20 protein-coding genes are annotated in these 20,183 nt (G+C 70.3%); 10 read left to right on the top strand and 10 right to left on the bottom strand.

Going from position 1 to position 20,183, the window contains the following annotated elements:
* Positions 1 to 33: 33 nt before the first annotated feature.
* Both ACSVDD_RS07055 and ACSVDD_RS07050 read right to left on the bottom strand, forming a co-directional pair.
* Entirely contained in the window at positions 34 to 1,815 is a 1,782-nt protein-coding gene (locus ACSVDD_RS07055; RefSeq protein ID WP_448188618.1) for an ATP-binding response regulator, read from the bottom strand.
* 192 nt (positions 1,816 to 2,007) lie between these two features.
* Complete coding sequence (locus tag ACSVDD_RS07050) at positions 2,008 to 3,129, bottom strand: IS1595 family transposase (protein ID WP_448188617.1); 1,122 nt, start codon at positions 3,127 to 3,129, stop codon at positions 2,008 to 2,010.
* Positions 3,130 to 3,223: 94 nt separating this feature from the next.
* Here ACSVDD_RS07050 and ACSVDD_RS07045 point away from each other — a divergent pair, with 94 nt between their 5' ends.
* The 5 genes from ACSVDD_RS07045 (at position 3,224) to ACSVDD_RS07025 (ending at position 6,753) form a co-directional block, all read left to right on the top strand.
* Complete coding sequence (locus tag ACSVDD_RS07045) at positions 3,224 to 3,949, top strand: hypothetical protein (protein ID WP_448188616.1); 726 nt, start codon at positions 3,224 to 3,226, stop codon at positions 3,947 to 3,949.
* Positions 3,946 to 4,602, top strand: a complete 657-nt coding sequence (locus ACSVDD_RS07040) for a hypothetical protein (RefSeq protein WP_448188615.1) — start codon at positions 3,946 to 3,948, stop codon at positions 4,600 to 4,602. Before ACSVDD_RS07045 ends, ACSVDD_RS07040 begins: the two co-directional genes overlap by 4 nt.
* On the top strand, positions 4,599 to 5,144 hold the full coding sequence (locus ACSVDD_RS07035) for a hypothetical protein (protein WP_448188614.1): 546 nt from the start codon (positions 4,599 to 4,601) through the stop codon (positions 5,142 to 5,144). Before ACSVDD_RS07040 ends, ACSVDD_RS07035 begins: the two co-directional genes overlap by 4 nt.
* Positions 5,145 to 5,386: 242 nt before the next feature.
* Positions 5,387 to 5,848: a DUF488 domain-containing protein gene (locus tag ACSVDD_RS07030; RefSeq protein ID WP_448188613.1), complete on the top strand. Its 462-nt coding sequence runs from the start codon at positions 5,387 to 5,389 to the stop codon at positions 5,846 to 5,848.
* 62 nt (positions 5,849 to 5,910) lie between these two features.
* Positions 5,911 to 6,753, top strand: coding sequence for a metallophosphoesterase family protein (locus ACSVDD_RS07025; protein ID WP_448188612.1), 843 nt, complete (start codon positions 5,911 to 5,913; stop codon positions 6,751 to 6,753).
* 303 nt (positions 6,754 to 7,056) lie between these two features.
* Here ACSVDD_RS07025 and ACSVDD_RS07020 read toward each other — a convergent pair whose 3' ends face one another.
* Complete coding sequence (locus tag ACSVDD_RS07020) at positions 7,057 to 7,404, bottom strand: RidA family protein (protein ID WP_448188611.1); 348 nt, start codon at positions 7,402 to 7,404, stop codon at positions 7,057 to 7,059.
* A gap of 139 nt (positions 7,405 to 7,543) precedes the next feature.
* On the opposite strand from ACSVDD_RS07020, the gene ACSVDD_RS07015 reads away from it, so the two are divergent.
* Positions 7,544 to 7,945 carry a hypothetical protein gene (locus ACSVDD_RS07015; RefSeq protein ID WP_448188610.1) on the top strand — a complete coding sequence of 134 codons (402 nt, stop codon included), beginning with the start codon at positions 7,544 to 7,546 and terminating at the stop codon, positions 7,943 to 7,945.
* An 8-nt stretch (positions 7,946 to 7,953) separates the two neighbouring features.
* Here ACSVDD_RS07015 and ACSVDD_RS07010 read toward each other — a convergent pair whose 3' ends face one another.
* Positions 7,954 to 10,470, bottom strand: coding sequence for an EAL domain-containing protein (locus ACSVDD_RS07010; RefSeq protein WP_448188609.1), 2,517 nt, complete (start codon positions 10,468 to 10,470; stop codon positions 7,954 to 7,956).
* 397 nt (positions 10,471 to 10,867) lie between these two features.
* Here ACSVDD_RS07010 and ACSVDD_RS07005 point away from each other — a divergent pair, with 397 nt between their 5' ends.
* Genes ACSVDD_RS07005 through ACSVDD_RS06995 form a run of 3 tightly spaced genes read left to right on the top strand, consistent with a single transcriptional unit; the run spans position 10,868 to position 14,085 of the window.
* Positions 10,868 to 11,638 (top strand): substrate-binding periplasmic protein, encoded by a 771-nt coding sequence (locus ACSVDD_RS07005; RefSeq protein WP_448188608.1) that lies wholly within the window; start codon positions 10,868 to 10,870, stop codon positions 11,636 to 11,638.
* Positions 11,598 to 12,407 carry a substrate-binding periplasmic protein gene (locus tag ACSVDD_RS07000; protein WP_448188607.1) on the top strand — a complete coding sequence of 270 codons (810 nt, stop codon included), beginning with the start codon at positions 11,598 to 11,600 and terminating at the stop codon, positions 12,405 to 12,407. The genes ACSVDD_RS07005 and ACSVDD_RS07000 overlap by 41 nt, the downstream gene beginning before the upstream one ends.
* Before the next feature lie 10 nt (positions 12,408 to 12,417).
* Positions 12,418 to 14,085, top strand: a complete 1,668-nt coding sequence (locus tag ACSVDD_RS06995) for a sensor histidine kinase (RefSeq protein ID WP_448188606.1) — start codon at positions 12,418 to 12,420, stop codon at positions 14,083 to 14,085.
* Here the strand turns inward: ACSVDD_RS06995 and ACSVDD_RS06990 are convergent.
* Both ACSVDD_RS06990 and dgcA read right to left on the bottom strand, forming a co-directional pair.
* Complete coding sequence (locus ACSVDD_RS06990; RefSeq protein ID WP_448188605.1) at positions 14,051 to 14,410, bottom strand: cupin domain-containing protein; 360 nt, start codon at positions 14,408 to 14,410, stop codon at positions 14,051 to 14,053. The genes ACSVDD_RS06995 and ACSVDD_RS06990 overlap by 35 nt on opposite strands.
* The gene (gene dgcA / locus ACSVDD_RS06985) at positions 14,407 to 15,405 is read right to left on the bottom strand and encodes an N-acetyl-D-Glu racemase DgcA (RefSeq protein ID WP_448188604.1); all 999 of its coding nucleotides are present in this window, start codon (positions 15,403 to 15,405) and stop codon (positions 14,407 to 14,409) included. The genes ACSVDD_RS06990 and dgcA overlap by 4 nt, the downstream gene beginning before the upstream one ends.
* A 202-nt stretch (positions 15,406 to 15,607) precedes the next feature.
* Here dgcA and ACSVDD_RS06980 point away from each other — a divergent pair, with 202 nt between their 5' ends.
* Positions 15,608 to 15,787 (top strand): hypothetical protein, encoded by a 180-nt coding sequence (locus ACSVDD_RS06980; protein WP_448188603.1) that lies wholly within the window; start codon positions 15,608 to 15,610, stop codon positions 15,785 to 15,787.
* 89 nt (positions 15,788 to 15,876) lie between these two features.
* Here ACSVDD_RS06980 and ACSVDD_RS06975 read toward each other — a convergent pair whose 3' ends face one another.
* From ACSVDD_RS06975 to ACSVDD_RS06960, 4 genes are all read right to left on the bottom strand, one after another.
* Positions 15,877 to 17,187 (bottom strand): methyl-accepting chemotaxis protein, encoded by a 1,311-nt coding sequence (locus ACSVDD_RS06975; RefSeq protein WP_448188602.1) that lies wholly within the window; start codon positions 17,185 to 17,187, stop codon positions 15,877 to 15,879.
* Entirely contained in the window at positions 17,162 to 17,686 is a 525-nt protein-coding gene (locus ACSVDD_RS06970) for a PAS domain-containing protein (protein WP_448188601.1), read from the bottom strand. The genes ACSVDD_RS06975 and ACSVDD_RS06970 overlap by 26 nt, the downstream gene beginning before the upstream one ends.
* 416 nt (positions 17,687 to 18,102) lie before the next feature.
* Positions 18,103 to 19,470 carry a CRTAC1 family protein gene (locus tag ACSVDD_RS06965; RefSeq protein ID WP_448188600.1) on the bottom strand — a complete coding sequence of 456 codons (1,368 nt, stop codon included), beginning with the start codon at positions 19,468 to 19,470 and terminating at the stop codon, positions 18,103 to 18,105.
* 87 nt (positions 19,471 to 19,557) lie between these two features.
* On the bottom strand, positions 19,558 to 20,157 hold the full coding sequence (locus tag ACSVDD_RS06960; RefSeq protein WP_448188599.1) for a uracil-DNA glycosylase: 600 nt from the start codon (positions 20,155 to 20,157) through the stop codon (positions 19,558 to 19,560).
* Between the last annotated feature and the right edge of the window lie 26 nt (positions 20,158 to 20,183).

The following is a 20,183-nucleotide window of genomic DNA, read 5'->3' as shown; positions in this document are numbered from 1 at the left end:
CTCTCCATTGTGCGTCCGACTATCTCACCATCGTCAGCGACCGTCCACCGGCAGCACCATGCGGAATGTGGAGCCCTGTCCCGCCACGCTGTCCACGGTGATGGCGCCGCCGTGCAGATGGACGATCTGCTGCACGGTGTGCAGGCCGACGCCGGTGCCCGGATGGCCGCCGGTGTTGCTGCCGCGGAAGAAGCGGTCGAAGATTCGCGGCACCTCGTTGGGCGGGATGCCGCAGCCGTGGTCGGTCACCTCCAGCACCGCCAGCGGGCCGTCGCCGGAGCCGTGGATGCGCACGCACGCGGTGCCGTCGGGCGCCGTGCCGTCCGAATACTTGACAGCGTTGCCGATCAGGTTGCCCAGCACGAGGCCCAGCAGATGGTCGTCGCCCGACACCTCCGGCAGCGCCGCCACGTCCACCGCGAAGCGGCATTCCGGGTGGGCGGCGCGGAAGGTGTCCGCCGTCGCGCGGACCAGACCGGCAAGGTCCACCCGCTGGCGGTCCAGCATGAGGTTGCCCGATTGCAGCCGCTCGTCGGTGAGATGGGTGTCGATCAGGCCGGTCAGGCGCTGCACGCCGGTGCGAATCACGCCTAAGCGGTCCAGCATCGCCGGCTCCACCGCCTCCGCCCGCAGCGCCAGCATCTGCGCGGCGCTGTCGATGACCGCCAGCGGCGTACGGAACTCGTGCGAGACCATGGTGAGGAACTGGCGCTGCTGGTTCTTGGCCTCCAGCTCGCGCTCCAGCGCGCGCTCAACGCGCTCCTTGGCGGCGACCAGCGCCTTCTGGTTGGCGGCCAGCTCGGCCGTGCGCTCGCCGACGCGCTGCTCCAGCGAGCGGTTCAGCGACACCAGATCCTCGTACAGGCAGACATTGTCGAAACCGATGGCGACGCGGGCGCAGAACAGCTCCAGCAGCCGGTGGTCGTCCGGGCCGTAGGGTTCCGGCCGCTCCATGGCGAAGATTGTGGCGCCGTGCTCCAGCGTGCGGAACATCAGCACGCAACGCTCCGCCGTGAAGGCGCTGCGCTGGGTGGCGAAGGCCTCGGCCACCGCGGCGGCCAGGGCGGGCGGCAGGCTGTCCTCGGCCGGCTGGCCGGTCAGGCCGGCGAAGCCGCCGGAGCCGGCGACCACGGTCAGCGCTTGCACGCCGTCGCCGCGCTCGCTCGGCCGACAGGCGACCACGGCGCTGCCCGCAACAGTGCCGCTCCTGTCGTCCACCACGTGGCCGAGCTGGTCCACCAGCCGTTCGACCAGGGCGCGCATGGAGCGCGTCTCGAACAGCGTCGGCGTGGCGTTGACGATGCGCTCCAGCCCCTGGCGGTGCCGCTCGATGGTGACGATGTCGCGCCACGAGCGCAGCGCGCCGACCAAGGCCGTGAACAGCTTCTGCGCGGTCAGCTCGCTTTTGGCCTTGTAGTCGTTGATGTCGTAGGCGACCACCACGTCGCGCTCCGGCGCCTGTCCGGGCTGGCCGGTGCGCAGGATGATGCGCATGCGGGCGTTGCCGAGGTCCTCGCGGATGTGGCGCACCAGCTTGAGGCCGGCGTCGTCGGTTTCCATCACCACGTCCAGCAGCGCCACGGGGATGTCCGGCCGCTCGGCCAGAACGGCGCGGGCGTCGGCGGCGGACAGCGCCTTGACCATCTCGAAGGGCCGCCCCTCGAACTCGAAATCGCGCAGCAGGACCGAGGTCATGCGGTGCACCTGCGGGTCGTCGTCGACCACCAGCACCGGCCACGGCGCCACCACCGGCCGCTCGGCCGCCAAGGCATCGCCGTCCTCGTCCTCGAAGAACAGGGGGTCCTCGATCGCCATCCCTTGCCGCTCCATGCCTTGCGCGGATCAAAGGAAGCACTGCACTTCAGCCCGGTCAAAGGATGTTTTCGGAAATCCTTAGGTTTCGACTTATCGTGTCGCAAAGGGAACATACTGACGCATACGGACGCATTTGATCGGTGGAGTGCCAAAAGTCCCGCACATACCCTGAGATGCAGGAAAAAAGCGCCTTTATGCCCCAAACGCCGTTCGTGATGGTTGAACAGTTCGCGGGGTATATGCGACCGAAGCGCGTGAGATGACCTCGATGCTGCCGACCTTGGTCCGGCGCAGGCGGCGACCGACGGCCCGTCCGAGCAGCGTCACCATCTGCTGGGCCGGCGGGATGCGCTCCCACTGCTTCGCCGCCCGGACCCGCCCCTTGCGGTTGGTGCGGTTCGCCGTTCCCTTGTAGACGCGCTGGCTCCAGCGGAAGGAGATCTCGTCGAAGTAGCCCTGCGAGTGCTCGGGGCTGATGAAGTGGAAGACGCCGGCAACGGTCCGACGAACGCGGTCGTTTAGCGCCTCGGCAGAGTTCGCGTGAACGATGCCGCGGACGAACTCCTTGTCGGAGTGCGAGACGGTGTCGTGCGCGGCATAGCCTTCACCGGCCTTGCCCAGCGAACCGTGCGTGTCGCTCATCAGATGCGCGCTCGGCTCAACGGCGGCCGCCAGCGCCGCCGCGACTTCGGCCGCTCCCAGCCCGTCGAGCGGCGTGAGGCGAGCGGCGCCGGGCGACTCGCCTTCCGAACGCTGGACGACGCTCAACACCGGCTTCTTCGTCGTGTGCCCTTGCATGCCGCGCCGGGCATCCGGGCTGCTCGGGTCCTTGCGGGGCTTGCCACCGACCCGGACGTCGTCGGCCTCGACGATGCCGTCGAACTTCGCCTCGTGGTCGGCCATGAGCAACCGCAGCGCGTGGACGACCCGCCAGGTCGCCTTCTGGCTGACGCCGAGCGCTTCGCCCAGACGGACGCTGGACACGCCCTTGTCCGACTGCAGCGTCAGCCAGAGACCGGCCATCCACTTCTTGATCGGCAGCTTGGTCGCGTGCAGCGGCGTGCCGCTGGTCGCGGTGAACTGGTGGCCGCACTGGCAGCACTGGTAGAGGCCGGGGCGCTTGGTCTTGCCCATCGCGCGGTCCGCCAGCGCGAACGAGCGGAACGAGCCGCAGTCCGGCTTCGGGCAGCGCCGTCCGTGCGGCCAGACCAGCGCTTCGAGCAGTCGGCGGCAGGTCGCCTCGTCGGCGAACGCCACCGCCATCTCCTCATACGTGTGGATGCCCCTCATGTACTCTACCGCATCGAAGGCCATTTGCCGCCCCTCCGCCCGATCGAAAGGGGGCAGCATAACACCTTTGCGGCGTTTGGGGCATAAAGGCGGAAAAAAGGGTTGGGGACCGGACGCCATGGACAACATCGACAGCCTGATGGCCATGCGGGTCGAGACGGTGCGGGAACTCCTCCTCCACCTGGACCGGCCGACCGTCCTGCGGATCTTCGACCGGATGACCGAGGCGCCGCCGCGCGACGGGCAGCTCGCCTCACGGCTCACCACCGTGGTGCTGGAGTTGCTGAGCGGCGGCCGGCGCGAGCACGCCCGGCGCCTGTGGACCTCCTGGCTGGAACCGGTGCTGGTGCGCGACCGCCTCGGCCCGGCGAGCGGCCGACCGCTGCCCGGCACGGTGAACATCACCGACGCCGCCGCGTGGTGGGCGGTGCTGACGCCGCACATGGCGGAACTGGTCGCCGACGTGCAGGAACGCGTCACCGAACGCATGCGCCGCGAACCGCTCGACCGCGTGCTGGCCTCGGACGAGGCGATGCGCTGGGCGGAGACGCTGCGCCGCCGGTCGGTGATCGCGCTGCGCGCGGTGCGCGGCGCGGCCGGCTCGCTGGACTCCCTGCTGGCCGCCGCCAACGCCGAACGCGCGCGCCTCGTAGGCATGCCGGCGGCGCGGCTGCGGCCGCTGGACGGGCTCGACCTCGACACGCTGCTGGCGGTGCTGGAGGCCATGCCGGCGTGGTCCACCGTCGATTGGCGCAAGCGGGAGCACGACAGCCTGCTCGCCTCGGTGCAATGGGCGCTGCACGCGGACAGGACGGCGGGGGCGCCGGCAACGGTGTCGGCATGAGCGCCGACTCGGTCTTCGCGATTCTGCTGGTGCTGCTGGGGTTGGGCGCGCTCGGCGGCATGGTGGTGATGGAGGTTTCGCGCCTGGGCGTGCTGTCGGCGCGCCGCGCCATGGCGCACAAGCGCACCGAATCCATGCGCGCCGAAACCGAGCTGGCGCGCACACGCGCCTCGCAGATCGAGGAGACTTTGGAGCGCGGCAAGGCGCAATTGGCGACCCTGGCCGCCGAGTGCCAGCGTCTGGCGTCGGTCACCCGCACCGTCGAGGCCGACCGGGTGGAGCTGGTGCATGAACTCGGCACGCCGGACGGCGCGCCCGCGCCGTACCGATGCGTGCTGCGCACGATACCCGACTTCGCCCGCATCGACCCGCGCAACGTGATCTTCGCCCGCGAGATCTGGCAGCGCAAGAACGTCGCCCACGTCTGGGCCGAGACGCCGGAAGTGGCGCATGCCCTGCTGCAACGCGCCTTCCCCAACCGATCCGGCGTGCTGCCCGGCGCCATCGAGCGGGTGAGCGCCGCCCGCCCGACACTCGTCCAGCCCGAGCCGGCCAAGCCCGAGCCCGCCAAGGCGGAACCCATCAAGCTTGAAACCGCCGAGGCGCCGCCCGCCGAGGTGGAGGGCGAAATGGCCGCCCTGGCCGCCGCGTGACGGTCGTCCTCACATACGCCGCGGTGGCGCTGCTGGCGGTCAGCATCATCGTCAGCCGCACGGCGCGCCGTCAGCTCACCGCGGCGCGCAAGGCGCTGGCCACCGACGAGGCAGCACTGATCGAGGCGGGCCAAGCCCTCCAGGAGGCGTTGCGCGCCCAGCACGACGCCGAACAGCGGCACACCGGCCTGGAAAGCCGCATGGAACAGGCGCAAGGGGACGTGCGCGCGGCGCAGCAGGTGCTCGACGCCGCGCGGCGCATACCGGCGGAACGCCATCACGTCTTCGACCGGATGGAGCCGCGCCCCGGTTCGCTCTGGGCGGTGACGGTGACGCGCAGTCCGGGCACACCGCCCGCGACCGCGCCGTGGACCGGAGAGCGGACCTGGATCGTTGCCGCGGCGAGCCAGAGCGACGCGACCGAGCGTGTGACCTTGCGTTATCCGCGCAGCGCCGGGTTCGAGGTCCGCGCGGCGGTGCCCTGCCCGCTGTTCGCGACCGGCGATGCGGCGCCGCACGGCGGGAAACGCCTGCGGGACTGAAGGGGGCCCAGAAAAAACGGCCGGACATTTGGTCCGGCCGCGAGTTTGGGAGGAAACGAAAGCCGATGCTCTCGACCCTTTCATTAGCAATGGCCGTGCCAGAGTTGGCCACCCGGCCGTGAGCCCGTGTTTGCTGGGTTCCATTGCGGCACCGCAGCAAACCGCAGGTGGAAGTGTCGGCTGCGCCGACACATGGTGTCGGGAACGTTGACAGTTCGGCGCGGTGTGCCAAGCTCTTGGGCATGCCTCCGCCACCGACCATCTGGACCATCGGGTACGAACGGGCGTCGCTGGACTCCGTGGTCGGCGCGTTGCGCGCGGCCGGCGTGCAGACCCTGCTGGACGTCCGCGAGTTGCCGCTGTCCCGCCGCGCCGGGTTTTCCAAAAGCCCGCTGCGCACGGCGTTGAGCGAGGCGGGGATCGGCTACGTCCACCTCAAGGCGCTGGGCACGCCCGCCGAAGGGCGCATGGCGGGGCGCCAGCACGACCTCGCGCGGTTCTGGGACATCGTCGAGCGGCGCATGGAGACCCCGGAGGCCGAGGCCGACCTGCACCGCGCGGCGGAGATCGCCCGCACCGAGCGCAGCTGCCTGCTGTGCGTCGAGGCCGACCCGCACGTCTGCCACCGGCTGCGCGTCGGGCAACTGCTGGCCGAGCGGTTCGGCTTTGCGGTGGAGCACCTCCATCCGGTGCTGCCCGACTGAGGCGGGCCGTAACCCACATCCCCCCGTGCCGCGTGCCCGCGACCCGCGGGATACTGCGGCCCATGAAGATCGCCATCCTCTCGGACATCCACGCCAACGCCGAGGCGTTGCGCGCAGCGCTCGCGTCGATCCGGGGGCGCGGTGCCGACCGCATCGTCTGCCTGGGCGACATCGTCGGCTACAACACCGAAATGGCCGAGTGCGTGGCGCTGCTGCGCGGGGCGCAAGCGCTGTGCATCGCCGGCAACCACGACCGGGCGGTCACCGGGCAGATCCCCACCACCGGCTTCAGCAACACCGCCATCCGCGCCATTGCCTGGACCCGCGCGCGGATCGACGCGGAGTCGCTGGAATTCCTGCGCGCCCTGCCGCTCAAGGCCGCCATCGGCGGCCAGCTCGTGGTCGTGCACGGCGCGCTGCATGTGGACGAGGGCTGCGAGTTGCTGCGGCTCAACACGCCGGAACGGCGCCGGCTGAGCTTCGACGCGCTGGCGGCTCACCCCTCCGGCGCGCGGGTCTGCGCCTTCGGGCACACGCACCGGCTGGGCGTCTACGAACTGGGCGAGGACGGTACGGAGCGGGAGCTGGCGCAGGCGTTCGACGAGATCCCGCTGCGCGACGGCTGCCGCTATCTGGTCAACCCCGGCACCATCGGCGAGCCGCGCACCGAGGAGCGCCGGGCGACATGGCTGATGCTGGACACCGACCGCCACGTCATCAGCGTCGGGCGCGCGGCCTACGACGGCAAGGCCACCGCGGCGAAGACCCGACGAGCGGGGCTCGGGCCGCGTTTCGGCTTCCTGCCGCCGCCGGTGCGGGCAACGCTGTGGTGGGGCGTGCGACGGATGCGGCTGCAAGGCCTCGTCCAGCGGCTGGGCGGCAGCCGCCCCGCGGCGTGGTGGTAGGAATACGCCCTATACGTTCGGATATCCCCAGAAAATGTGGATAACCCTGTGTGCGAATCAGAGGGCAACAGGGCTGTAGCCCGATGGCGACAGGCCCGCGACCGATTTGCCCACAAATTGAGCAGGGGCACAGACCCCCGCAGCCCTTGATTTCCCAGGGGCCGCCCAGCTTTTGGGCAGCCCCTTTCGCATCGCGGTGCCGTTTTGAAGAGTCAAGCGAACGTCATGGCAACCTGTGTACAGCCGCATGCGGCGGGCCGCCGCAGCGGTTTGACTTAGGTCATACGACGCCGCTTGCCGCCGTCACTTGGCGGCGATGACCTGGATTTCGACGAGGTACTGCGGGGCGACCAGCTTGGCCTCGACGGTGGCGCGGGCCGGGGTGTTGCCGGGCTCGACCCAGGCTTCCCAGGCCGAGTTCATGGCGCCGAAGTTGGCGACGTCGGTCAAATAGATGGTGGCCGAGAGGATCTTGGCCTTGGAGGTGCCGGCCTCGGCCAGAAGGGCGTCGATCTGGCCCAGCACCTGACGGGTCTGCGCCTCGACATCGGGGGTCGGGGCGTCGGCGACCTGACCGGCGAGGTAGACCGTGTCGTTGTGGACGACCATCTGGCTCATGCGCGGGCCGCCGTGGAAGCGCTGGATCGACATGCCGATTCTCCTTGGAGGGGTGATGTGAAGGATGCCGGTTGGTAGTCGGCGGGCGCTGCGCAGCGCAAGGGTTTCTTCTTTCGCCGGTTCGCGCCACACTGCGCTCCGCCAAACCGCGAGAAAGCCCTTAAGAGACCCCATGAGCGACGAAAAGCAACGCAGACCCGTGGAAACCCCCTTCAAGCGCGGCGACCGCGTCACCATCCACACCAGCGAGAAAGGCCCGCAGAGCCTCGCCCGCGTGGAAGGCTTCAAGAGCGAGGGCCGCTGCATGGAGCTGTCCGACGGCTCGCTGTGGCGCGCCGACGGCAAGCGGCAGTGGCACTTCAAGGGCGGCTTCTACAAAGGCCCGTGGGTGGAGCGCGAGGCGCCCGCCGATGCCGACCACATCGGCAAGCGCCGGTCCATCGGCCACCTGCGCAAGTGGGCGCACGAGCTGACCATGGACACCCCGCTCGACGGCCCGGCGCTGCGGCGAATCCTGGATCTGGTGGAAAAGGAGATCGCGGCGGCGGAGCGGGAGGACGACGTGGAGGGATAATCTTTTGATCACTCCGCCGGCAGCAGGTCCTGGTTGAACAGGCTTTCCAGATCCGACGGCGACACCGCGCGGCTCACCAGATGGCCCTGGATCTCGTCGCAGTTGGCCTGCTGAAGCACCTTCACCTGTTCCACCGTCTCCACCCCCTCGGCCACCGCGCGCATGCCCAGCGCATGGCACAGGCCGATGATGGCGCGCACCAGTTCGCCGTCCTGGCCGGTGGAGCGCAGGCCGGCGATGAAGCTGCGGTCGATCTTCAGCGCGTGGATCGGCAGCCGGCGCAGCGCGCTGATGCAGGAATGGCAGGTGCCGAAGTCGTCGATGGACACCGCCACGCCGACCCCGTGCAGCCGCTCGATGGCCGCCGCGACCTCCGCGGGGTGGTCGAGCAGCGCCTCCTCGGTCAGCTCGATCTCCAGGTGCGCGGGCGACAGGCCGGTGTCGGCCAGCACGCGGCCGACCACGTCCACCAGTTCGCAGGTGGCGAACTGGTAGGCCGAGACGTTGACCGACATGCGGATCGGCGGCAACCCGCGGTCCTGCCAGTTGCGGTTCTGCCGGCACGCCTCGGTCAGCACCCACTCGCCGATGGCCGGCATCAGCCCCATGCGCTCGGCGGTGGGCAGGAAGGCGGCAGGCAGCACCACGCCCAATTCCGGGTGGTTCCAGCGGATCAGCGCCTCGGCGCCGATCATCCGGCTTGAGGTCATGTCCACCTTGACCTGATAAGCCAGCAGGAACTCGCCCTGGTCCAGCGCGGCGCGCAGGCGGCCCTCGGCCTCCAGCAGCTCGTGGCTGCGCGCGCTCAGCGACGGCGAGTAGATCTGGAAGCCGTTCCGGCCGCCCTGCTTGGCCTGATACATCGCCACGTCGGCGCATTTCAGCAGCGCCTCGGCGGTCAGCCCGTCGTCGGGGTAGACGGCGATGCCGATGCTGGTGGTGACGTTCACCCGCCGCCCGCCGATGTCCAGCGGCCGCTGGATGGCGGCGATCGCCCGCTCGGCCACCTTGGCGGCGTCGGCCGGGTCGGCCAGCTCGGAAAGCACCAGCACGAACTCGTCACCGGCTATGCGCGCCACCGTGTCGCCCTCGCTGGCGCAGCCGGACAGGCGGCGCGCCATCTCCACCAGCACGCGGTCGCCGGCGTCGTGGCCCAGCGTGTCATTGATCCGCTTGAACAGGTCGAGGTCGAGGAACATCACCGCCGCCGGTGTGCCGTGCCGGTGCGCGTTGGCGATGGCCTGCCCCAGCCGGTCCATCAGCAGCCGCCGGTTCGGCAGCCCGGTCAGGCTGTCGAAATAGGCGAGGTTCTTCACCTCCTCCTCATAGCGCTTGCGCTTGGTGATGTCGGAGAACAGCGCGGCGTATTTGGTGATGTGGCCGGAAGGGGCGCGGATGGCGTTGATGCTCAGCCACTCGGCGTACAGCTCGCCGCTCTTGCGGCGGTTCCAGATCTCGCCCTGCCAGTGGCCGCGCCCGCTCAGCTCCTCCCACATGCGGGCGTAGAACGCGTCGTCGTGCAGGCCCGACTTCAGCATGCGCGGGTTCTGGCCGTACGCCTCCTCCGGCGAATAGCCGGTGAGGCGCGTGAAGGCCGGGTTCACGAACTCGATGACGCTGTTCTCGTCGACGATGATGACGCCTTCCTGCGACGCCTCGATCACCTGACGCGCCAGGAACAGGTCCTGGTGCGAGCGCATCAGCGCCTCGTCGCGCTCGCGCAGCGTGGCGTTGAGCTGGGCGATGTACTCGTACTGCAACGTCGTCAGGATGTCGGAGAAGGACAGCAGGCCGACGAAGCCGCCGTCCCCGTCGCGCACCGCCAGATGGCGGATGTTGTGCGCGGTGAACAGGTTGCGCGCGGTCAGCAGCGGTGCGGTGGCCTGCACGCTGACCAGCGGTCGGCTCGCCACGTCGCCGGCCGTGCCGCCGTGCCGGCGCTCGGCGGCGAGGCGCACCAGGGTGCGCTCGGTCAGCATGCCGGGCGCGTGGCCGGCGTCCTCCAGCACGATGGCGGCCTCCGCGCCGGCGGTTCGCATGCGGCGCGCCGCTTCCGCCAGCGGCACGGTGGGCGGCAGCAGCGTCGGTTCGCGCGACATGACCGAGCGCACGTCGCGCAGTGTCAGGTACTGTTCGACCCCGTGGTTGAGGATGATGTCGGTCTGGCTCAGCATGCCGAGCGGCAGACCCTCCGCGTCCACCACCAGCAGGTGGCGCACCCGTTCGTTCTTGAAGGCCAGCCCGGCCTCGCCGACGCTGGCCGAGGCGGCGATGGTGCGCACCGGGCTCGCCATCGCGCTCGATATCGGCCGCTCGAAGCCGGCCGGGCCGGAGAAGTCGATGGACAGCGCGTCGCGCTCGGTCCAGATGCCGACCGCCCGGCCGTCCTCGATGACGACGATCGAGCTGTGGTGTGCCTCGGCCATGCGGCGCGCGGCGTCGCCGACCGGCGTGCCGGGCGGGCAGGACAGCAGCTCCCGCGACGCAATATCGCCGACGGTGCGCGCGGGCAGTCCCGCCGCCATGTCGTCATCCCGAACCGAAGCCGCGTCCACCATATCCGACCGTCCGCCAGCGCGACCAGAGCATCGCACGCGAAGTATAGCCCAGCGCGGGTTAAAAGAATGCTAGCCGCCGCCCCTCCGCCCGGTCAAGTTGACGCAGGCGCGAACACCTGTTCCACACGGCACCGCTGCTGGCGGAACCTTGCGCCGCACCGCTGCGCCGGACCGACTCGTCCGGGCCGCTGTCCGCTCACGTCTGCGCCCGCCCCGCCAATCAACCGAGAGTGAAAACCAACTCTTGCGTCAACCCTCGGTTATCCCTGTATTCTCGCAAACGCAGAAGGCGGCGAGCATGCCGCATTGACGGGAGCCGATTGCCCCCTCTTATCTGTGGGCGCAACATGGGGAACACGACATCATGCGGCACCGTCTCGGGCGCATCGGCCTGGGCACCGTCGCGGGACTGGCCGCGCTGTGGATCGGGCAAGCCGACGCCGGGCCGTTGCGCGTGGCGGTGGCGCCATGGACCGGCTTCGCCGCGGCGGACGGCAACGGGCATCTCACCGGCTTCAACATCGACATCGCCCGCACGCTCTGCGAGGGGATCGGCGAGGTGTGCGAGATCGTCATGATGCCGCCCGGCGACGTGCTGGACAAGGTGATCGAAGGCAAGGACGTGGACATCGCCCTGTCCGGCCTGCTGCGCACGCCGGACCGCGAGCGCAAGGTGCTCTTCACCGACCGCTACTGGCGTTCAAGCTCCAGCTTCGTGGCCCGCACCGGCACCGTGACGGAGACGACCGCGGTCGCCCTGTCCGGCCGGCGAATCGCCGCCGTCCGCAGCAGCCGCCAGAGCGACTATGTGCGTGAGAACTTCAGCGGGCTGGCGACGGTGGTCGAGCTGGGCGGGTTCGACGATGCGCTCGCCGCCGTGGCACGCGGCGATGCCGATGTCGCCCTGCTGCCCACCATCGCGGCCCTGACCTACCTCGTCAGCGATGCCGGACGCGGCATGGAAACCATCGGCGATCCGCTCACCGGCGAGGGGCTGGGCGGCGACGTCGCCATCGCGGTCCCGCTCGGCCGCGAGGCGCTGCGCGACCGCCTCAACCAAGTCCTGCGAACCATCCTTTTGAACGGCCGGTACGATGCTATCAATTCGCGTCACTTCGCGTTCCGCATCTATTGAGCGGGGCCTGCGCGCCGCGCTGCTCGCCGTCCTGCTGGCGGCGGGCGGCGTGTTGGCGGGCGGCGGGACGGCGCACGCCGCCGGCCCGGTCGTCCGCGTCGCGGTGATGGAAACGACGCCGCCCTTCAGCTACCGGGCGCCGGACGGCACGCTCACGGGATTCAACGTCGAGATCATGCAGGCGCTCTGCCGCGTCATGGCCGCCACGTGCACCTTCGAGGAGGTTCCGTTCCAGAACCTGCTGGAGGCGGTGGCGACCGGCCGCTACGAGTACGGCCTCGCCAATTTCCTGCGCACGCCCGAACGGGAGGCGCGGGCCGCCTTCTCGGCGCCGTACTGGCGCTCCAGCTCCAGCTTCGTCGGCCCGGCGAACGAGGCCGACCGGGCGATGCCGCAGGCGGCGGCCGGGCGCCGCGTCGCGGTGATCCGCGGCTCGCGCCAGCACGCCTACATGGTCCAGCAAGGCGCTACGCCGGTGGAGGTGACGCACCGGACCGAGCAGTGGCAGGCCATACGCGACGGCAAGGCCGACTTCGCGCTGATGTCGACGCTGGCGGCGCTGGGGCTCCTGATGTCTGACGAGGGCAAGGCGTTCTCCACCATCGGCACGCCGCTGATGAACGACGGGCTGGGCGGCACCGTGCACATCGTCATGCCGCACGGCCGCCCGGACCTGAAACGCGCCGTGGACGACGCCATCGGCGCCATCCGCGCCGATGGCTCCTACCAAGAGGTCAACCGCCGCTACTTCCCCTTCGACGTGTACTGAAGGCCCCGACTTGGCCCCGCCCGTGACCACCGGAACCCTGCACACCACACCCCCGGCGACCGCAATCCCGGCAGCCGGCGACGCGCCGGACGGGGCACGCCCGCGCACGGTGCGCCTGGGGCCGCTGATCCTCGCCGCCAGCGTCCTCATCCTGACGGTGGTGGGCGCCCTGTTCGTGGTGATCGCCTACGAGCAGCGGAACATGCGGATGGCGGCGCAGGACAGCCACGACCGCGTGGCGCCGATGATCCTCGAACGCCAGCGCGCCGCGGTGAACCTGGAACGCTTCAAGCGCTACGGCGCCATCACCGTCAACGCCAACCAGCCGCGCCAGCGCCGCGAGGCGCTGCTGTCGGCGCAGGCGCTGGCCTACCACCCCTCGTTCCTGGTCGAACCGGCGCTGAGCCGGCAGATGACCGAGGCGTACGGCGTGCTGCGTCAGGCAAGCGCCTTGCAGGACGAGGCCGAGCGCCGCCGCGCCGAGGCCGGCAAGCTGCGCGGAGACGCTGGAGGGGAGACCGACGGGGCGCTGCGCCGCGAGGCGGCGGAACTCGACCTGCGGGCCGACGCCATGTGGCAGGAGACCATCGCCGCGCTGGACGTCACCGCCGACCGGCTGTCGGTGGACGTCTCGCTGCTCACCGCCGGCCGCTTCGCGGAGATCCGCGACAGCGCGCAGTGGGTGTCGGCGGTGGTGTTCGGCGGCTTCCTGGCGGTGTTCACGCTGCTGGCGCTGGCCGTCTGGATGGCGCGCCGGCACATCGTCCGGCCGGTGCTGCGGGCAGCGCGGGCGCTGACCAGGATCAGCGACGGCGAGCGCGGCGTGCGGCTTCCGGCCGGCCGCACCATGGAGATGAACACCATCTTCCGCGCCGTCGAAAGCCTGGACCGGATGGTCGACGATCTGCGCACCGCGCAAAGCCATCTGGTGCAGACCGAGAAGATGGTGGCGCTGGGCTCGCTGGTGGCTGGGGTGGCGCACGAGATCAACTCGCCGCTGGGCGTGGCGGTGACGGCGGCGTCGCTGCTGGCCGACCGCACGCGCGACCTGACGGCCAGCTTCGAGGCCGGGCAGATGCGCCGCGCCGACTTCGAGGAGTACCTGCGCACCGCCACCGAGGTGACGGGCTGCGTGCAGGGCAACCTGGACCGCGCCGCCCGGCTGGTCAGCAGCTTCAAGCAGGTCGCCGTCGATCAGGCCAGCGAGGACCACCGCAGCTTCGCGCTCAAGGCCTACATCGACGAGGTCATGCAGAGTCTGTCGGTCAGCCTGCGCAAGGCCGGGCTGGAGGTCCGGGTGGAATGCCCGGCCGACATCGAGGTGGAAGGCTTCCCCGGCGCCTTCGGCCAGTTGCTGACCAATCTGGCGATGAACTCCATGCTGCACGCCTACGAGCCGGGGCAGCACGGCCGGCTGACGCTGGCGGTGCGCGCCCAGGACGATCAGGTGGAGCTGCGCTTCTCCGACGACGGCCAGGGCATCCCGGAGGACGTGCAGGCGCGCATCTTCGAGCCCTTCTACACCACCGCCCGCGGGCGCGGCAGCACCGGACTGGGCCTGCACATCGTGTTCAATCTGGTGACCCAGCGCCTGAGGGGCCGCATCGCGGTGGAAAGCGCGCCCGACGAGGGCACCACCTTCGTCATCCGTTTTCCGCGGTGCGTGCCGCCGGAGTGACGTAATGCACGGCCAGCCAGACCGTCGGCCGGTCGGGGTCGGTCCAGGCGACGCGGTGCCGGACGTGCGGCGCGATGACCAGCCAGTCGCCGGGGGCCAGCGTGCGGACCTCCGCGCCCTCCAGTTCCAGCCCGGCCGAACCCTCGATCAGCAGGACGAACTCCGCCCCCTCCTGATCGTACCAGAACCCCGCGGGCGAGGCGTGGCCGGTGGAGACGATGCGCTCGATGCGCACATCTCCACCCTCGGCCCCACCCTCGGCCAGCGTGGTGAACAGCTCCTCTGGCAGGCTGGCCGGAAGGCCGCGCAGCAGGTTGCCGCTCATCCCCACAGCTCCGGTGCCGCCGGGTGGACCAGCGCGCCGTCGTAGCGCAGGCCCGGCGTGCGGTCCTCGGCCAGCAGCAGCGGGCCGTCGAGATCGACGAACGCCGCCCCCTGCCCGACCAGCAGCGCCGGCGCCATGGCGAGCGAGGTCGCCACCATGCAGCCGACCATCACCTTGAACCCCGCCGCCTCGGCCGCCGCCTTCAGCAGCAGCGCCTCGGTCAGGCCGCCGGTCTTGTCGAGCTTGATGTTGACGACCTGATACAGCCCCTTCAGCCGGTCCAGCGAGGCGAGGCCGTGGCAGGACTCGTCGGCGCCGAGCGGCAGCGGGCAGTGGAAGCCGCGCAGCGCCTCGTCGTCGGCGGCCGGCAGCGGCTGCTCGATCAGTTCCACGCCCAGCGCCGCGAAGGCCGGCGCGTAGCGCGCGAGGTGGTCGAGCGTCCAGCCCTCGTTGGCGTCGACGATCAGGCGCGCCTTGGGGGCGGCCTCGCGGACGGCGTGCACGCGCTCCAGGTCGCCGTCGCCGGTCAGCTTCATCTTCAAGAGGCTGTAGCGCGCGGCGGCTTTGCGGGCGGATGCCGCCATGATCTCCGGCTCCTCCAGGCTCAGCGTGAAGCAGGTGGTGAGCGGGCCGGGCTCGGCCGGCAGTTCGGCCAGCATCCAGACGGGCACGCGGGTGCGCTTGGCCTCCAGGTCCCACAGGGCACAGTCCAGCGCGTTGCGCGCGGCCCCGGCGTGCATGGCAGTGCGCAGCGTCAGCCGGCTGAGGCCGGCGGCCACCGGATCGGCCATGGCCTCCAGTTCGGCCACCACGCCGTCGACGCTCTCGCCGTAGCGGGTGTAGGGCACGCACTCGCCGCGGCCGACGAGGCCATCCTCGCCGCACACCTCGGCCACCACCACCTCGGCGGCGGTCTTGGAACCGCGCGAAATGCGGAACGCGCCGCGGATCGGGAAGCTCTCGCGGCGGACGAGCAGTCGGCGGGGCTGGGGCATGGGCGGGCTTTCGCTGCGGCGGCGGATCAGAAAAGATACCCGCCCCCAGCGTCAGATCAAGCGGCCCCGGACCGGGGCCGCCGCCGCCATGCGTAGGGCGCTGGGAGGTCCGCTCCGGTTATACCATCCGCGCAGTGTGATCGGCGGCCGGGATGTGCCACCTTTAGATCCTCGGTTCAACAAACGGAAAGGAGGTGATCCAATGTCTCATGGAGCAACCCCGGTCATCGCTGCGGCGTTCGGCCTTGCGGTTCTGCTGACGGCAGGGATCGCCAGCGCAGACTGCTCGCCGACGCACAAGAGCGTCAGCCTTCCGCAGACGCCGGCGACCGACACGGTCGCCAAGCCCACCGTTTCCACTCCGGGCACCACCCGCGGCTGACGACCGGTCGCACCATGCACGACGGGCCGTCCCTTCCAGGGGGCGGCCCGTTTTCTTTGTGGCCCGTTTTCTTGTGAAAGGCCCCGCCCTCACGCCACCTTGTGGATCTCGTCGAGGAACACCTGCACCTCCTGGGTCAGGCGGTCGGCCTGGGCGGCCATCTGCTCCGACGCGGCGGACACCTCGTGCGCGGTGCCGCTGGTGCGCGACGCGGCGTCGGTGACGTCCCGGATGTCGTCGGACACCGCGCGGGTACCGGCCGCCGCGTGCTCCATGTTGTGGACGATCTCGTGAATCGCCCCGCCCTGCTGGTCGATGGCGGCGGCGATGCCGCCGGCGATGGCGTTGATGTCCTGGATGGTCCGCCCGATGCCCACGATGGCGTCCACCGCCTGCTCGGTCGAGGACTGGATGCCGGCGATCTGCTGGGCGATCTCGCCGGTCGCCTTGCCGGTCTGGTCGGCCAGCCGCTTGACCTCCTGCGCTACCACCGCGAAACCCTTGCCGGCCTCGCCGGCCCGCGCCGCCTCGATGGTGGCGTTGAGCGCCAGCAGGTTGGTCTGCGACGCGATGTCGTTGATCAGCGTCACCACGTCGCCCACCGTGCGCGCCGCGCCCGACAGGTTGCCGACCAGCCCGTTGGTGCGCTCCGCCTCGCCGGCCGCGCCGGAGGCAACGCTGGCGACCTGCCCGACCTGACGCGCGATCTCGCCGATGGACGCCGACAGCTCCTCGGTGGCCGCCGCCACGCCGCCGACGCTGGAACCGGTCTGCGCCGCCGCCGCGGCGACCGAAGACGCCTTGCCGGTCGCGGTCTGCGCGGCGGTCTCCATGGTGCGGGCGGACATCTCCAGCTGGTGCGCGGTGCTCGCCACTTCGGCGCAGACCTGGCGGATGTGGCCCTCGAAGCGCTCGGCCACCCCGGCGAAGCCCTTGACCTTCGCCGCCATGGCGTCGCTGGCGGCGTTGATGGTGCGGCTGGCGTGCAGGAAGCTGCCCTGCATGCCCTTCAGCACGATGCGGCGGAAATACTTGTTGGCCGAGACGTGGTCCATCGACGCCGCCGCCTCGCGCACGAAGGCGTCGGTGCGGTCAATGACGTCGTTCAAGGCGTGGAACAGCTCGCCCAGATTGCCCCGCTCGCGCACGTGGACGACGCGCGCTTCGAAGTCGCCGCGAGCGATGGCGCGGCACACCGCGCCGGCCCGATCGACCGCCCGCGCGGCGCGGCTCAGGAAGACCGCCGCCCCGGCCAGCGCCGCCAGCGTCAGGCCACCCAGCGCCAGCCGCAGCGCCGATCCGCCCAGGTTCAGCGCGTCCGCCGCCAGCCCGGCCGCCACCAGCGCGCCGGCCAGCAGCGCCAGCGCCAAGGCCCTAGAGAGAGAAGACGAATTCGTCATACCCAATCCCCTTCTCCGTCAGCAGCCCGACGACGGTGGCGAACGCCGCCTCCATGCCCTGTTTGCGGTCGCTGTGCTTGCCCTCGATCTCCAGCAGCGTGCGGTAGAGCGGCGCCACCTTGTCGATGGCCGAACGCTCCGGCACGCGGCGGCTGGAGTGATAGCCGACGACCCGCCCGGCCTCGTCGTAGCTCGGCGTGACGTGCGCGAAGACCCAGTAATGGTCGCCGTTGCGCGCCCGGTTGATCACGTAGGCGAAGATCTCCTGCCTGGTCGCCAGCGTGTCCCACAGGAGCTTGAACACGCAGCGCGGCATGTCCGGGTGGCGGACGATGGAGTGCGGCTGGCCGAGAAGTTCCTCCTCGCCATAGCCGGCCACGCGCTGAAACACGCGGTTGGCGTAGGTGATGCGCCCCTTCAGGTCCGTCTTGCTGACGATCACCTCGTCAGCATCGAAGAACCGCTCCACCCCGGTGAGGTGGCCGTCGCGTCGTGCCATGGATGCCTCGGATGGCCCCGAGATCGATGCCCGGGACTCTTTGTTTCAAAACCTTCATCTCTCCAGCCGGCTTCCGATCAAGGAAAGCGCGGCCGGCGGCACAATATGTCCGCACGCGGGACGGGAAAAGGTTAAAATTTATTACGGACCTGAAATATTACAGGGGGCTCCCGTCCGGCATGAAACGTCGCGTTTCATTGGGGGCCGCGGGTGTTTCGTTGTCGTTTCGCGGCAACCCACAGTTTTGTTGAAAATCAACGGCTTGGGCCGGGGGTGCGGCGCTGGATGGAACGCTGTGGAACACTATGGAACAGTGTGCAGAGGGTGTTCCATTCGTTCCGCACTACGCGGACGCGGCTCCTCGACGAGGAACGTAATCCTATAACAAAAACGCCGGCAAGAGCAAGCGCGTCGTATCACTCCGGGGGATGCGGCACCGTCAGCACCCGGCCGATGGGCGGGTTGTCGATGATGGCCGCCACGCCGTCCGGCCAGCGCACCTCGACCTGCTCCACCGCGTCGGCGCTGCCGAGGCCGAAGTGCGCCACCGGCTCCATCTGACAGAGATAGCCGGAACCGGCGCAGATCACCCGCGTCTGCCGCCGCCCGCGGGCGGTGCAGGTGACCACCGCCCCGCGCGCCGGGGCGCCATAGGCGGTGAGCGGCTGCACGCGCAGCCAGCGGTTCCCGTTGGGCAGCGTGCGGTAGAGCGACAGCGGCTGCGCGTCCGCCTCGCCGTGGCTGACGATCAGCTCCAGCCGGCCGTCGCCGTCCAGGTCGGCCACCGCGGCGCCAGTGCCGAAGCCCTTGGCCTCCACCGCGTCGCCCAGGTCGATCTCGGTCCACGCGTCGTCGCGCCAGGCGAACAGGCGGTTCGGTTCGCCGAAGTTGTTGAAGAACAGCTCCTCATAGCCGTCGTTGTCGAAATCGGCGGCGATCACCGTGCGCACGCGGCTGGGCAGCGACAGGTCGGCGTTCGCCGCGTCGACGAAGCCGCCCCCGGCGCGCTGCTGGTAGAGCCGGTGCGGCCCTTCCCAGTTGCCGATCAGCAGGTCGAGCAGCCCGTCGCCGTCGGCGTCCAGCACCGCCACGCCGCGCGCCGCGTTGCGCGAGTCGGCAATGCCGCGCTCTCCGGCGATGTCTTCGAAGGTGCCGTCGCCCAGGTTGCGGAACAGGTAGTTGGGGCCGGCCTCGTTAACCGCGACGATGTCCATGTGGTCGCCCAGCAGCGGCGCGCAGGCCAACCCGCGCCCGATGCCGATGAGGTCGATGCCCGCCTCCTCCGCCACGTCCACCAGCCGGCCGCGGCGGCTGAGTTCATAAAGGCGCAGCGGCGCACCTTCGGTGGCGATGACGAAGCCGTAGCGCCCGCGCCCCTCGCGGTCGATGGCGGCGACCGAGCGGCCGGGCAGCCGGTTGGCGGCCGACGCGTTCTCCGACTGGCTCAGCAGGTCGAACCAGCGGTTCCCGAAGCCGGCGAACAGGCGGTCGCAGGTCTCGTCGGCCTGCCCGCCGCAATCGGCGTTGAGGACGTAGATCTCCTCGCGCCCGTCGCCGTCCATGTCGGCGGCGGCCACGCCCACGGCCTTGCGCGAGGGATCGGCGAGCACCGGGTCGGCGATGTCGCGGAGCTGCCCGCCGTCCCACTTCAGGACGAGGTTGGCGGTGCCGTAGCCGGCCACCACCACTTCGAACGCTCCGTCGCCGTCCACATCGACGACCGCGACGCCGTTCGACAGGCGCGGCTCGTTGCCGGCGATCTGGTCCGAGCAGTCGAGAAACATCGGCCCACTCTCCCCCGTGTTCTTCCCCCACGCTCAACCGAGGAATACCCCCGGATGGAGCGGGCGTAAAGCCGGACGGAAGGCCAGTTACCCTCGCGAAAGGCGGGCCATCGCCAGCTTGAGATCGGCGAGGAAGGTGGGCTGCTCGACCAGCTGGCCGCGCAGGATGTAGCTGGGGTGGAAGGTCGGCACCACCTCGGCGCCCTCGACCAGCCGGCAGGGCAGCACCGTGCCGCGCAACTGCATGATGCCGTTCTGTCCGGTCAGCGCCCAGGTGGGCGTGCGCCCCAGCGCCACGATCACCGCCGGCCCGTACTCCTGCAACGTGCGTTGCAGATGCTCGATGTCGGCGGAGAACTGCGCCAGCGGCCAGTCGGAGGTGCCGAACGTTCCCCAGCGCTCGTCGATGGCGGTTCCCTCCTTCCTGGCCCGCGTGCGCGAGGCGAAGAACAGCCCGACCTTGTTGCCCGGCGGCTGGCGGCGGAAGATGTTGGCGACCAGACAGCGCGCCCGCTCGATGCCGGCGGCCTTGAGGTTCTCGTTGAGAAGCTGGCCGCTGCGCCCGGCGAAGGGGATGCCCTGGCGCACCTCCTCGGCCCCCGGCGCCTCGCCGACGATGGCGAGCCGGCGGCCCTCCGGCGGCAGAGTGGGGAACTGGTAATCGACGAAGGGCCACTCGGTGTTCATGTCGGGCATCCGTGGCTGGTCGTTCC

The sequence above is a fragment of the Azospirillum terrae genome, assembly GCF_053470425.1.
Note: the sequence above shows the minus strand (reverse complement) of the source record. Positions and strands in the feature narration are given on the sequence as shown.

What these genes read in the sequence shown, in the direction of transcription:
- ACSVDD_RS06980 (WP_448188603.1), top strand. Translation starts at nt 15,608, where the DNA reads ATGTCTCATGGAGCAACCCCGGTCATCGCTGCGGCGTTCGGCCTTGCG.
- ACSVDD_RS07030 (WP_448188613.1), top strand. Translation starts at nt 5,387, where the DNA reads ATGCCTCCGCCACCGACCATCTGGACCATCGGGTACGAACGGGCGTCG.
- ACSVDD_RS07015 (WP_448188610.1), top strand. Translation starts at nt 7,544, where the DNA reads ATGAGCGACGAAAAGCAACGCAGACCCGTGGAAACCCCCTTCAAGCGC.
- dgcA (WP_448188604.1), bottom strand. Translation starts at nt 15,405, where the DNA reads ATGCCCCAGCCCCGCCGACTGCTCGTCCGCCGCGAGAGCTTCCCGATC.
- ACSVDD_RS07020 (WP_448188611.1), bottom strand. Translation starts at nt 7,404, where the DNA reads ATGTCGATCCAGCGCTTCCACGGCGGCCCGCGCATGAGCCAGATGGTC.
- ACSVDD_RS07040 (WP_448188615.1), top strand. Translation starts at nt 3,946, where the DNA reads ATGAGCGCCGACTCGGTCTTCGCGATTCTGCTGGTGCTGCTGGGGTTG.
- ACSVDD_RS07010 (WP_448188609.1), bottom strand. Translation starts at nt 10,470, where the DNA reads ATGGCGGCGGGACTGCCCGCGCGCACCGTCGGCGATATTGCGTCGCGG.
- ACSVDD_RS06990 (WP_448188605.1), bottom strand. Translation starts at nt 14,410, where the DNA reads ATGAGCGGCAACCTGCTGCGCGGCCTTCCGGCCAGCCTGCCAGAGGAG.
- ACSVDD_RS07050 (WP_448188617.1), bottom strand. Translation starts at nt 3,129, where the DNA reads ATGGCCTTCGATGCGGTAGAGTACATGAGGGGCATCCACACGTATGAG.
- ACSVDD_RS06960 (WP_448188599.1), bottom strand. Translation starts at nt 20,157, where the DNA reads ATGAACACCGAGTGGCCCTTCGTCGATTACCAGTTCCCCACTCTGCCG.
- ACSVDD_RS07000 (WP_448188607.1), top strand. Translation starts at nt 11,598, where the DNA reads ATGCTATCAATTCGCGTCACTTCGCGTTCCGCATCTATTGAGCGGGGC.
- ACSVDD_RS07055 (WP_448188618.1), bottom strand. Translation starts at nt 1,815, where the DNA reads ATGGCGATCGAGGACCCCCTGTTCTTCGAGGACGAGGACGGCGATGCC.
- ACSVDD_RS06965 (WP_448188600.1), bottom strand. Translation starts at nt 19,470, where the DNA reads ATGTTTCTCGACTGCTCGGACCAGATCGCCGGCAACGAGCCGCGCCTG.
- ACSVDD_RS06975 (WP_448188602.1), bottom strand. Translation starts at nt 17,187, where the DNA reads ATGACGAATTCGTCTTCTCTCTCTAGGGCCTTGGCGCTGGCGCTGCTG.
- ACSVDD_RS06970 (WP_448188601.1), bottom strand. Translation starts at nt 17,686, where the DNA reads ATGGCACGACGCGACGGCCACCTCACCGGGGTGGAGCGGTTCTTCGAT.
- ACSVDD_RS07045 (WP_448188616.1), top strand. Translation starts at nt 3,224, where the DNA reads ATGGACAACATCGACAGCCTGATGGCCATGCGGGTCGAGACGGTGCGG.
- ACSVDD_RS07025 (WP_448188612.1), top strand. Translation starts at nt 5,911, where the DNA reads ATGAAGATCGCCATCCTCTCGGACATCCACGCCAACGCCGAGGCGTTG.
- ACSVDD_RS07005 (WP_448188608.1), top strand. Translation starts at nt 10,868, where the DNA reads ATGCGGCACCGTCTCGGGCGCATCGGCCTGGGCACCGTCGCGGGACTG.